Source organism: Nitrospira sp. CMX1, assembly GCF_054902215.1.
In genome coordinates, this window is sequence record NZ_JBUBKD010000063.1 from 131,916 (window position 1) to 144,985 (window position 13,070).

A 13,070-nucleotide genomic window follows, 5' to 3' on the forward strand; every position below is an offset into this window, starting at 1 on the left:
TTCAATAGCTGGAAGAAAATTTCGTCTTGGGTGCCAGGCGCTATCTATGCAGGAAAAGGAGGCGAATCGGAAACGCTCACTAATTTCATAATGCGACAAAGTGGATCTCCAGGGAAGCCTATTACTGTGACTTCGTTTGGCTCCGGGCAATTTACTTTCAGAAGCACGACTTCCTACGCACTCGCCACGAGCAATAGTAGCTATATCACGTGGGATAATGTGGCTTTTGAAAGTACGGCCACACATTGTCTTTATCTGGCTGCCACAGGGCACCATCTTGTTGTGCAAGGAAGTTCCTTTAGGCGATGTGGGCAGAGTGGGATCGCGACGCATGGAGTTCAGCTTGAACGAGGCCCCACGACTGATTTCGATGATATTGCCATCATAGACAACGCGTTCACAGATGTGACTGGATCTGCCGTCAACGGGGATCTTGATGCCGCATCCAATCAGAATTGGGATGCAATCACTATCTTGAATAACACCATTATTGGAGCTGGATCCCAAGCTTCCGCACCTGCCATTGATTTTATTGCCGAAGCAGGTACTGCTGGGACTATTTCAAATATTCAGATTTCAGGGAATACTATTACCAGTAGTAATGTTGGATGGGAGCCTGCCTCTTCGCTCATTCGTGTCTTTCGTAATGTGACAACGGTTCCCCATGAGAAGCGCTTTATGGGAGTCCGAGTCACGAACAATACCCTTTCTAATAGCCGAGGCGGTATTTTTATCTCACATGTCGGTTTGTTGCCAGGAGTGCAGAATTGTATTTGCAACAATACTCTCTCGAATCTGATCACTAATGCAGGAATCGCACCCTGGGCGTCTACGGATATGCTCGTGGAGCAAAATACGATCACCAGCTTGAGTCCAGGCATAACTGGCATTGATGGGATGGGCATAGACGCCGAGCGAAATGTCGCCCCTCGCCCACACAATGTGATCATTCGTCGCAACGTCATTCGTGACAATCTTGGGGGAATTGGAAATCCAACCGGGGAAGGAATTTATGTTTGGGGAAGTGCATCGACGGATGTCTATGCCAATTTGATCGTCCATTGTCATACGGGTCTTTTGATTGATGGGGGTGTAGATGCTGATGAAAACTTCATCGGCAATAATACAATCATCGATTCGACACAAGACGGTATCTGGGCGAGTTTTTCCGTCACGCAGATAAGTCAGTTTACGAATAACATCGTTGTGGGAAGCGGGCGATACGGTTTCTATCGGTTTGGATTGTCCGACCAGGTCTTGACGAGAAATATCTTCTTTGGAAATCAAGGGGGTGATTATTTCCAGCAGACCTCTCACCCTTCAGATCTCGTCGGGAGTGATCCGTTGTTTGTTGCACCCAATGACTACCAGCTTCAAGCGGGTTCACCGGCGAGAGGAGTAGGTGTTAATTGGGGGAGTCAGTGTGCGGACTTACTTGGCCGTCCTTGCTTGCCCGGACACATTAATCTCGGTGCGTATCAGAATTAGGAGGGAACGAGTTTGGGAACTTTTCAAAATGATGATTCTATGCAATCACCGGTGGGCGATTGCACGAAAGCGTTGCGGAATAGTACGCCGCAGCCGCTGAAGTTGACGATCATTACGCCTTCGTTTAATCAGGCGCCTTACATCGAACAAACCATTCGCTCCGTGCTGGCGCAAGATTATCCATGTGTGGAGCATATCGTCATCGATGGAGGCTCGACTGATTGTACGGTCGATGTGCTCAAGAAGTATCCGCATCTCCAGTGGGTGTCGGAGAAAGATCGAGGGCAAGCGGATGCGTTGAATAAAGGGTTGGCAAAAGCAAACGGCGATATTATCGGTTGGGTCAACTCCGACGACTATTATGAGCATAAGATTTTTGGGTCGATCGTGAAGTGTTTCGAAGATCCAGATGTCATGTGGGTAATCGGACATCTCACCTTCCTATGGGACCAAACTGGGGAGCTGGTCGCCAAGAAGAGTCCTCCTATCAGCTATGATCGACTCCTCAATAATCCAGACATTGTCCGTCAACCATCGACATTTTTTCGGAAGAGCTTCATCGAACAAGCCGGGGGATGGAATCCGTGTTTTTTTATGGCGATGGACTTCGATCTCTGGGTTCGCCTTGCAAAGATATCCTCTCCCCGAATGATCGATAAGAATCTGGCGTACTTCCGTATCCATGCCCTGCAGAAAACATCTCATGCGAATACGCTTCGCCAAAAACGCGAGATTCTAAGCATTTTGAATCGTGAACATGTTCATTGGACCATCACGACTAGAATTAGCATCCAGAAGAACTGGGCCGCATTGAAAGGGCGAGTAAAGGACGTCCTCCTCAAGCTTGATGTAATCTCGTCAAAAGGACTGCCCCGCCAACTTCGAGCAAGTGCAGGATTGAAGGAATGAGAGTCGCACACGTGATTTGGAGCTTAAAGGCGGGGGGATCGGAAACCATGTTAGTCGATATTGCTAACGAGCAAGCCCGCTCCAATGATGTGGCGGTACTTATAGGAAACATCGACATCGATGAGGTTGTTCTGCAATCACTGAGCGACAGAGTTGCAGTCGAATTGATCGGCAGACCTCCTGCTAGCCGTAACCCCTGGTATATTGTCAAGGCTATTCGTGCACTCCTATCTTTCAAGCCGGATATCGTTCATGCCCATCAGGAAAGCTTCATTAAGTTTCTGCGGCCGCTTTCCTTTCACAAGGTCATAACTGTCCATGATACGAATCAGAGGTTGAAAGATGTGCAAAGATATGATGCTGTTTTCAGCATATCAGAAGCGGTGAGACATGATATCCTGGCAAAGCAGACTGGTGTTCACTCAACCGTAATACCCAACGGCATTTGTTTCTCAGCAGTTACAGCAAAGACCAGCTATGGCCAGTTGCCGTTTCGGATTGTGCAAGTCGGACGGCTTGATCATCGAATCAAAGGCCAGGATATTCTTCTGAGAGCCTTGCAACCGGTGTCGCAACTCTTCGGTGGCAGGAATGTTTTGATTGACTTCATTGGAGAGGGACCTTCTAGGGCATATCTGGTCGCTCTTGCTACGGAGTTAGGATTGGCAGGGCAGTGCCGATTTTTAGGTGGACGATCTAGAAAGACCATCTATGAGCAATTGCATGCCTATGATCTGCTTGTGCAACCGTCTCGATATGAAGGATTTGGGCTCACGGTAGTTGAGGCCATGGCCGCGCGAGTACCAGTCCTTGTTTCAAACATACAAGGTCCCATGGAAATCATTGAAAACGGGCAGCATGGCTACTATTTCATAGCGGAAGACCATCTGGACTGTAGTAAGCAAATCTCACGAATCGTAGAGGACTCCCAGACAGAAGGTTTTGCTGAAGCGCTTTATACACACTACCAATACGCAAGAAGCAGATTTGACATCGCTGACACTGCACGCCTGTACCTTGAGGCATACAAGCGGGTAGCTGCGCGATGTTTGGAGTGAACCTGGCCTCGCGGTCAGGCATCAGTACAGGAAGGCCGTCGTCGGAGCTGACATTTGAAAAAGATAGTCAACCCTTCTTTGTCCCTTCTTTCGTCAATCGGCTCTCTTTGAGAAGGGGCGGATTCGACTTGAGGTGCAATCATAAGGCAGGTGCTCCATCAAGGACGTAGACTTTACACTCAAACGGACGGAACACATCCTGGATATGGCCATTCACTACGGGAATCTCTCCCGTTCCAAAATAGTTCTTTGTGCGAAGTGTTCGATTTACAACTAACGGCGCAGCTTCATAGGTGAAGGTTTCTGTCTCAGTTCCGTTATGAGCCACGATCAAAAAAATACGTTCTCCTTGCTTCCATGCCGAAAAGAAGAAATTGTTTTTGGTACTTGGGTAAAAGAGCTCACGAGCTCCCGGATTGAAAAACAATTCTTCTGAAAGAAGTTTTACTTCTCGGTTTATTGTGGTGAGTCTGGCCCAAGTATCCTTGGAATTGGACTTTGTGTCCCAATAGCTTATGTAGCCACCATAAATGAGATTGAGGTACGCCATATAATTGAGCTCATCGCCTGTTGGCTCTCGCCATGCATCCATACTTCCATACAACTGAATCCATGAATGAGACAGTCTCTTCTTGATGCGTGCTGTTGACAATGCTCGAATGGTAGTGCTTGTGAAACCTTCCAAGTTATGCCCCTGGCCAGTAAACGGATAGTAATCGCTGGAATAGACATCGGTGGAATGAAGCGTGCCGCGAGGTTCCTGGCCGATCATGGTTGGGACGCCATCGTATGCCCAGTTGATGAAAATAAGCCGGTAGGGGTCGAGACGCTTGATTGCATCGTGAATTTCCATTAACTCATCATCCCGCCATGTATGAGCCGCTGGCTCGTCCACGGGAAACCATCCAATCACGGTAGAGCTGTTTTTGAATCTTGAGACTAGTTTTGAAAAGCCAGCTAGACGCTGGCGCCAGTTTGCTGCTTTTGCCCCAGCCAGAGGAATCCCGATAATTGCTTTAAGACCATGGCGAGCAGCGCCTGAAACAAAACCTTCGACATCATGAAAGTCGTAGTCGCCATTCTTGTCAGATGGGCGGGTATAGAACACTGTGTTTATTCCATGTGCTGCAAGGTCCCTGAAATACCAATCTGGCGGTGACTTCCAGCTTCCGACTCCCATGCCAATGATGTGGAACGGTTTCTCGTTGATACTCATAGTGCGGCGAAGTTGGTTTATTCGTACTTCGGTGGCACTTGGCGGTTGTTTAACCAACCTTGCTGATGTGGTCATATGCTTCGTATTCTCGTCTTTGGACGAAACCAAACAAGTGTATTCACCGGGAGGTAAGTCGCTAATGGGGACATCCACTGTAGTCTGAGAATTCTGGTGAACCGCAATGTCACCATGAAGTGGTATCGATACGTTCCGATTTATTCCATCCGTACACCGAATCAACAGCTCAGGTGTTTCGCCAGGTTCTCTTGTTAGGATCAAGCGGGCGATAGGCTGAGATGTATAGTAGTTGTATTCAAAATAGGCTGAGACGTTGGCCTGCTGATAGGAGGTGAATGCGCTGCTCGTTGTCGTCAGAAGGTTCTTGAGCTGCTCCCTTGAGGAGCTCCTCGTATCAGCATGCACTTCATCTTCGAGCGAAGGATGAAATTCGGTAGCGGTGTCTCCTCTTTCAAGCTGTGGTGCTGAAACGTAGTATGTTCCCTGAGTAGGAAAGAACATGATTGGCTGGATCGGTGAAGCATTGCCCCGTACACCATTGAAGGTAGTTGAGTATCGCCTCCACTCTGTCGTTAACTTATACGTGACAGATTCACCGTCAGCCCAGGCGCGCATGACCCTGTATTCCATACCGTCCTGCTCAGCCTTCAGATACACAGAAAAAGTGTACGCACTATTCGATAAGGGGGAACGAATCTTTTTAGGCATTACACTGAGGTGAGGGAAGTGGCTCTCACTGTTTGTTACCTTTAGTACCTTCGCGCCTGCTACTGGTGATGGTGATTTATCAGCGATCCCATATTGGTCGTGCAAATTGTCAAACGTGAGGGCCGCAGAATGATGGAGATCCCAATAATCGGGAAGCAAGGAATTCGTCTGCTGTTGAAAGGATGAATTCCGAAGCAGGTTAGGGCTAACCCGATGAAGAGTTGCAGCCGCAGAAAAAGTCTCAAATTGATACCTGGCGCTAGGTTCTCTGATCACATGTTCCCAAACAACGTCCCTCCCTGTTGTGAGTAATTGGATTCTCGCGGGCGCGATGCGATCCCTGCAGCAATCTGCTCTATTATAGAGCACTACGCTGCTGACTCGGCGCTCTTTTCCGAGATCCAATTCCCACCACGAATTTCCTTCGCTCGAGGTGCTGCTGACTGAATGGGCGAAGTAGTCTCCATTTGTGTTTCCATCAATCGCTCTCTCGGCAAGAGCGCCACCAGCGGTGCTGCTCTGGGTAGCCTTCCCTTGCTGAGCAATATTTGTCGCCTCTTCATACACCTGGACTTCGGCCAATGAAAGAACCCGCTCGTCACCCGGTAATTCGATTCGGAGATACTGGGATCTTATTGCATTTGCGGCAAGCGTTGTTTCGTTAAACAGCAACGCAACCAAAATAAAGAACACATTGAGTGTTCCATTAGTTCTAGGAGTAATCATAGGGTGAGGTCTCGCTCTGAGAGAATGGTCGCGCTTCCGTCAGTTGTGCACGTGAACAGTGATATCGATCTCAACCGGCTCCGTGCCGGAAATAGCACTTCAGCCGATTCGGCAGAAGAAACAGTGGAGAAGTGTCTTGTCTGTTCATGTGCGGTGGTTTTCAAATTGCACATATTAATCAATGCTTCTCAATTGGGATTATATACTCGAACCTATCTCGAGATAGAAACTTACCATTTTGAACGAGAACAGTAATACGAAATTCAATAGTCAGCACGCACGCTTTGGGGTAAACCAGAAGCTGTGTCGTGCTGATGGTGCCATTCAACGGGATGTGTCGTATCAAGATAACGCCTTGGAGAGTTCTGTAACGCGCGGAGCGCCCGTATGAGAAATCTTCCTGTCGGGAGTTGACGGAATGGTTCGGAAGAATGTCCTCAGTGTGATCGTGACCGTCCCGTCTGCAAGTCAGCCTGGTGGGGTGTCTCAGCTGTTTCAAATACTACGGGAACATCTTGGCGACCATGTGGATTACTTTGAAGTAGGATCCCGCTCAGAAGCCGTCGGATTCATGCAGGTCCTCATTAGGTCAGTCAAAGATTATGGTCGATTCACAAGAAAGCTACTGGTCGAGAAACATGATGTTGTTCACATCAACCCATCAATGCTTCCCAAAGCGATCGTGCGAGATGGCATTTTTCTCCTTTTATCGAAGCTGCTCGGAAGATGTGTCGTCGTGTTCTTCCATGGCTGGGATGCTAGTTTTGAGCAAACGCTTCGCAAGTACTTCCTCGGAATATTTCGGTGGACTTATTTTAGAGCTGATGCCGTGCTTGTCCTTGCAAATGAATTCAGCACCCGATTGGTATCAATGGGATACAAAGGGCGGTTGCATGTAGGCTCCACAGCAATCGACGATGGAATGCTCCTAGGGGATGTGCCGGCATTGTATGCGACGAAATATTCTCGGGGGCGTGGGAAGTTTAATATCCTCTTTCTTAGCCGAATCGTCAAAAAGAAGGGAGTGTTTGAGGCAGTGGATGCCTATTGGCACTTAAGAAAGCGATACCCCACAGCAACTTTGACCATTGCAGGTGAAGGGCCAGACCTGGAGAGCGTAAAGACCTACGTTCATGATCGATCCATTCCCGATGTGTTCTTTGCTGGGTTCGTGACTGGACAAGCAAAAGCTGAAGCTTTCGGAGAGGCAGATGCCTATCTCTTTCCTAGCTACAGCGAAGGGATGCCACTGTCCGTGCTCGAAGCAATGGCATCCGGCCTGCCTGTTGTAACCCGCCCCGTAGGAGCGTTGCGCGATTTTTTCGAGGACAAGAGAATGGGCTTCATCATTGAAAGTCTTGCCCCTGGTGATATCGCTGATGCTCTTGAGCGCCTATTAACAAACCGGGAGCTTTGCCTGAGTGTCGGGAAATACAATTATGAATATGCCAAGAAACACTTCAGTGCAAAAAACGCTGCACGAGCGCTCATTCGGCACTATGAAGAGGTCATGGCGTGATGCAGGGTATCAGCTGGGCTATCAAGCGGGCCAGTGTTATGCGACCACGGGAGATGATTCACCGCATTGGAGAGCGAATCGTGCTTACTAAATTGCGCAAGGCTCACCGAAGAGGGGCCCCGCAATTTAAGATGGTAGATCAAACAGACGTCTTTAGGTTTTGCACGGCGACTGATGCTCAGCTCCCACAACTGGGGTGGGATTGTCATCTGACTGAACAAGAAATTCGGTGCCTCATGGAAGGAAAATGGAACGCCCTTGGTTTTGCATGGAAATGGGAACCTGCCATATCCACATGGAACTATGCTCCAGATACGGGAAAGTCCTGGCCGAGAGAGTTTTTTGGTGCAATTCCCTACCAGGTTGGTAATTCCATTGGTGATATCCGTGTAGCCTGGGAGCCATCCAGGCTACAGCAACTTGTCAGCCTGGCGCTTCTCGCACGTCACGAGAAGGTACATGCTGGTAAGGCAATTGAATTACTAGAAGCGATGTTGTCCTCATGGGTTGAAGCAAACCCTCCGCTAACGGGAATCCATTATATTTCCTCTATGGAATGTGCGTTGCGGTTAATTGCCGCCTGTCATGCGATTGACTTGGTCCGAAAGAATCTTATGACACCCCAGCGTACATGGACAAACCTGTTGCGGCTTGTCGGGTCCCACGCGCCTTTGATCGCCCAAAGGTTGTCTCTGTATTCCTCTGCGGGCAATCACACCGTTGCGGAGGGATGTGGGCTGATTTATGCAGGCACGCTTTTCTCAGAGTTTCCAGAGGCAACAGAATGGAAAATAGTCGGCATGCGCATCCTCATTCAGGAAGCTGAGCGACAAGTATTACCTGACGGAGGCGGTATTGAGCAGGCACTCGGCTATCACCATTTTATTACCGATCTGCTGGGACTCGTGAGGGCATTACTTGATCATCATGGTGAATGCGTACCTGCGGCCATCACTGATGCAGTGCAGAAGGGGGGGGGGTTCTTGCAGGCATTTTTAGGAAGTAGGAGGGCGCTGCCACAAATCGGCGACTACGATAATGGGTATGCACTATCTGCCCATCTTCGATTCGATTGGGGGAGAGGAGAGGAACAGCGCATGTCGAGTACCACATTCCCCAATGCGGGATACTCAATAATATCGAGACATTCACCAGTCCCTTTTCGTCTAACCTTTGACCATGGATCTTTAGGTATGCCTCCATGTTTTGCGCACGGCCACGCTGATGCGCTATCCATCATCTTCGAGTACGGCGATCAGGAAGTACTCATTGATTCTGGAACATATACCTACTCCGGCGATGCGGCGTGGCGTTCGTACTTTCGTGGAACCCAGGCACACAATACCGTAGTGGTAGATCACATTGACCAGGCTGTTCAGGAAACTGCCTTCATGTGGTCAAAGCCATTCCGTGTTCAGCTCATACGGAAGAACATGGATCCGGGTGGGGCCTTTGTGCTAGTCGCAAGCCACGACGGCTACAAAGAACGCCTTGGTGTAACACACTGGCGCGGCGTAGCCTTTTTTCCTAATTGCGGCTGGCTGGTATGGGATTGCTTATCTGGAACGGGTAGTCATTCGCTTGAACTCAACTGGCATCTTGCCATTGAACCCATCCGAAGGATGGCTGGATACGCTGTGCGGACGGATTGGGGCGCCCTTCATTTCCGCATCGACGGTGGGGCCACCGCATTGCTCAAAGGCGAGACGTCTTCCATGAGCGGGTGGAGATCAAGAACGTATGGAGTGAAAGAACCAATCTCTACGCTGCGCACCATATTCACAGGTGCTTTGCCTCATGAATTTGTAACGGAAATTAGACTTGAGAATTCCAGCGTCTCTCTTCCGATAGCAGCTGCTATTTCCTCTTTTCGAGGAGTCATACATGAAGCCACGACGAATTGAGATTCTCGGCGTACCGGTCGACTGCATTACTATGGATGAGGCGGTCGATTTTGCTGAGTCCATGATAAAAGGTCAACATCCATGCGCTATCCTTGCAGTAAATCCTGAAAAGGTTGTACGTGCGCAGCAGGACAACGCCCTTCTTACGCAACTGCGTAACTCAGCACTGGTTATTCCTGATGGGATCGGGGTTGTTTTTGCGACACGACTCTTAGGGGGCAGCTGCACAGAGCGTGTTCCCGGTTCTGAACTGATGCCGCTGCTCTGCCAACGAGCCGCACTGAAAGGGTATAAGGTGTTTCTGTTTGGAGCAAGCCCCGATGTGGTTTCTCGTACTGCGCAGATCTTGCAGCAACAGTGTGTCGGTCTCAAGATCGTTGGTGCTCAGCATGGTTATGTGAAAGAGGACGATATGCCGGCGATGATTGCAAAGATTAATTCTGTTCAGCCTGACATACTCTTTGTTGCATTAGGCAGTCCTAAGCAAGAGATGTGGATTGCTCGATATCTACCAGAATTGAAGGTTAACGTGTGTCAGGGCGTCGGTGGAACGTTTGATGTTGTCGCTGGTCGGGTAAAACGCGCGCCGCTTTTATTCAGGCTCATACATCTGGAATGGTTCTATCGGTTACTCTCACAGCCTAGTCGCATTTTTCGACAGACCGCGCTTCCGATATTTGCCTATCAGGTTCTGAGAAGCAAGTTTACGAGAAGGCCAGATCTGCAACCTGCTTTCTCAGTCCCAACAGCCCCAGTATCACGCAGCCATTCTGATTCAGGAAAGTCTGACCAGCATAGGGAAAAAGCTGCCTAGTTGAGACTTGGTTCAAATTTATTATTGTTCATCTGCGGTTCATGTCATGAGATGTGTTTTGATTCGGTCACTCTGCCTGTTCTTCATGTCTTGTCACATATTTGAACGCTGCTGCAGGAATGTTGACACAGTGATGATGAGAGGCGTCTGTCGGCCGCCTTAGTTTTCAGGGGTATATAAGCTTCGAGGATTGGCCCGAGGTTTGCTAGATAGTTATTCATTCCTACGTGTCCCTAATCGAGTAACCATGTGACAACCTTTAGCAGGAGTGGTGGTATGCAGATGATGAAACGATGGCTGAAGAGCGGACCTATCGTAACGGCTGCCGCGATATGTGTTCTTTCAGCTCAGTTCAGTGTGGCACAAGCAGCCTTGGTGAACTATTCGTTTACTGGGACTGTCAGCAATATCAGTGGAGCCCTGCTTTCGCCGACGATGAACCTGACCTCCTCGGTCTCAGGTGCATTTCAATTCGACAATAGCACTACCGGGACGAGCGGTCTGCAAGTTGGGAATTTCCCCGGCGCGGTGACGGGCATGATCGTCCATGTCGGAGGCTATACCGCATCCTATACGGCAGGAGCGAATGCCATTACCCTGTTCGACAATGTGGGGTTTGGTGATCGGTGGCGTCTCGCTACTGATACGACAGGCGGGGTATTGCCCGACGGATATTCAGCCATTCGGTTTGACTTGCAGCTTGATCATGACACCGGCGGGGCATTCTCCGGGACGAATCTGCAGAATCCTCCGAGTCTCGCATCACTGACGGGCACGAGATGGCGACTTCTCTTTGAGGATGCGACCGGCAATACGGTGAACGTGCGTGGTGCGATCAGTCAGCTGACGGCCGTGCCGTTGCCGACGGCGGTGTTGCTCTTCGGTGCGGGGCTCATCTCATTAGTGGGGCTGGGAGCGGGGGGATTGAGAAATCTTCGCGCATCCAAGGTCTAAACACTTCCCTCGTTTCTGATTGCACGGGCTTGATATCTCAACATAGGTATCAAGCCCGTTCTTTCTCCGAATTTAATCGACAGAGTGACGGTTCCGGTAGACAATCAGGTTTCGCCCCGCTTGTTCGGATCGGCGTCGCGTATTTGCTCCATTCATCATTAGGTGAGTGATTCTGTCCTATGGCCAGCACACGCGCGCTATTTGTCTCGTCGATTCTGATCGTCGCGTTCCTAGGCTATCTGTATGCCGATAGTCTTGTGTTTCTCTTCAAGCGATGGTTTGGGAGTGAGGACTACAGTCACGGATTGTTCGTCCCTCTCATTAGTGGGTTCTTGATATGGAACTCTCGACATCATCTGGCAGAACACACAACAGGCAAATCATGGTGGGGTTTGGCTGTTATCGGTCTTGGTCTCGTTCTCTATGTCGTCGGTGAACTCTCCACACTCTTTCTCGTCTTACACGTTTCTTTATGGATCGTAGTGGTCGGGCTGGCTATGACCCTCATTGGGATTCGCGGGACGAAAGTGATCGCGTTTCCCCTCGGCTATCTCCTGACGGCAATTCCGCTTCCGACATTTCTCTATGCAAACTTGTCGAGTCAGCTTCAATTGTGGTCCTCATCACTTGGCGTCTGGTGGTTACAACTTGTCGGTGTCATGGCGTTTCGTGAAGGTAATGTGATCGATCTGGGGCCGGTTCAGCTCCAAGTCGTGGAAGCCTGCAGTGGGATTCGCTATCTGCTTCCCCTGGTGTCCCTTGCGCTGCTTTGCGCCTATCTCTTTAAGGACAAGATGTGGAAGCGAGTCGTTCTCATACTGTCTGCCTTCCCCATCTCGATCGTCATTAACGGTTTCCGAATCGGTATGATCGGCGTGTTGGTCGAACTCTACGGAAAAGGTGCCGCAGAGGGGTTCTATCATCTCTTTGAGGGATGGGTCATTTTTATGGTGAGTTTGGGATTGCTGGTTTTGGAAATGGCGTGGTTAGGAAGATTTGGCACGGAGGAGCCTCGCAAATCGTTGCGTGAGCATTTGAAATGGAGAATTCCGGAAGTAGAACCCATTGCTACGGATGGGGTGAGCACGCTCCCCAACCGCATCTTCTCTCCAGGACCGGCCTATTTATGCAGTGTCGCTCTGTTTGCTCCATGTGCGCTGCTTGGCACTCTGCTCATGGATCGTGGGGAACGTCCTCCTTCGAGAGCGGCCTTTGTGGATTTCCCGATGGAGATCAACGGATGGCGCGGTCAGCCCTTTCCTCTCGAACAACGATACATCGATGTCCTTCGGTTCGATGACTATGTTCTCGCTGACTATCGATCAAGCGCCCAGCATCAGGTGAATTTCTATGCAGCCTACTATCGCTCACAACGGAAAGGGCAGTCGGCTCACTCGCCTCAAAGCTGTCTACCCGGTGGCGGATGGGAAATTGCTTCATTGACGCAGACGGAATTGCCGGTCTCGAATCCAAACATGCACCCGCTCAGAGCCAATCGTGCCCTCATCCAGAAGGGGGATCAAAAACAAATCGTCTTGTATTGGTTTAAACAACGCGAACGCAATCTCACGAACGAATATCTGGTCAAAATATATCTTTTGTGGGACGCGTTTTCTCGACAACGGACCGACGGAGCGCTGGTGAGATTGGCCGCACCCGTCAATCCCGGTGAATCCGAATCCACGGTCGATCAACGGCTCCAGGAATTTGCGATGGCCGTTGAGGGTGAACTGACGAGGTTTGTGCCGGACTGATC

Annotated in this window: 9 protein-coding genes; 8 read left to right on the forward strand and 1 reads right to left on the reverse strand. The window is 49.8% G+C overall.

Annotated features, from left to right (window positions below; genetic code table 11):
- Positions 1–126 precede the first annotated feature (126 nt).
- From ACYX34_RS16180 to ACYX34_RS16190, 3 genes are read left to right on the forward strand one after another with little or no spacing between them, the layout of a single operon-like run.
- Positions 127–1,488 carry a right-handed parallel beta-helix repeat-containing protein gene (locus ACYX34_RS16180; RefSeq protein WP_462077610.1) on the forward strand — a complete coding sequence of 454 codons (1,362 nt, stop codon included), beginning with the start codon at positions 127–129 and terminating at the stop codon, positions 1,486–1,488.
- 39 nt (positions 1,489–1,527) lie between these two features.
- Entirely contained in the window at positions 1,528–2,397 is an 870-nt protein-coding gene (locus ACYX34_RS16185) for a glycosyltransferase family 2 protein (protein WP_462077611.1), read from the forward strand.
- Positions 2,394–3,455, forward strand: coding sequence for a glycosyltransferase (locus tag ACYX34_RS16190; RefSeq protein WP_462077612.1), 1,062 nt, complete (start codon positions 2,394–2,396; stop codon positions 3,453–3,455). Before ACYX34_RS16185 ends, ACYX34_RS16190 begins: the two co-directional genes overlap by 4 nt.
- A gap of 139 nt (positions 3,456–3,594) precedes the next feature.
- Here the strand turns inward: ACYX34_RS16190 and ACYX34_RS16195 are convergent, their stop codons facing one another.
- Positions 3,595–6,123, reverse strand: coding sequence for a galactose-binding domain-containing protein (locus tag ACYX34_RS16195; RefSeq protein WP_462077613.1), 2,529 nt, complete (start codon positions 6,121–6,123; stop codon positions 3,595–3,597).
- Positions 6,124–6,541: 418 nt separating this feature from the next.
- Between ACYX34_RS16195 and ACYX34_RS16200 the strand changes: the two genes are divergently transcribed.
- From ACYX34_RS16200 to xrtD, 5 genes are all read left to right on the forward strand, one after another.
- Positions 6,542–7,642: a glycosyltransferase family 4 protein gene (locus ACYX34_RS16200; protein ID WP_462077614.1), complete on the forward strand. Its 1,101-nt coding sequence runs from the start codon at positions 6,542–6,544 to the stop codon at positions 7,640–7,642.
- A 236-nt stretch (positions 7,643–7,878) separates the two neighbouring features.
- Positions 7,879–9,546, forward strand: coding sequence for a heparinase II/III family protein (locus ACYX34_RS16205; RefSeq protein WP_462077615.1), 1,668 nt, complete (start codon positions 7,879–7,881; stop codon positions 9,544–9,546).
- On the forward strand, positions 9,527–10,360 hold the full coding sequence (locus ACYX34_RS16210) for a WecB/TagA/CpsF family glycosyltransferase (RefSeq protein WP_462077616.1): 834 nt from the start codon (positions 9,527–9,529) through the stop codon (positions 10,358–10,360). Before ACYX34_RS16205 ends, ACYX34_RS16210 begins: the two co-directional genes overlap by 20 nt.
- Positions 10,361–10,636: 276 nt before the next feature.
- Positions 10,637–11,314, forward strand: a complete 678-nt coding sequence (locus ACYX34_RS16215) for a hypothetical protein (RefSeq protein WP_462077617.1) — start codon at positions 10,637–10,639, stop codon at positions 11,312–11,314.
- Positions 11,315–11,493: 179 nt separating this feature from the next.
- On the forward strand, positions 11,494–13,068 hold the full coding sequence (gene xrtD / locus ACYX34_RS16220) for a VPLPA-CTERM-specific exosortase XrtD (protein WP_462077618.1): 1,575 nt from the start codon (positions 11,494–11,496) through the stop codon (positions 13,066–13,068).
- Positions 13,069–13,070 lie beyond the last annotated feature (2 nt).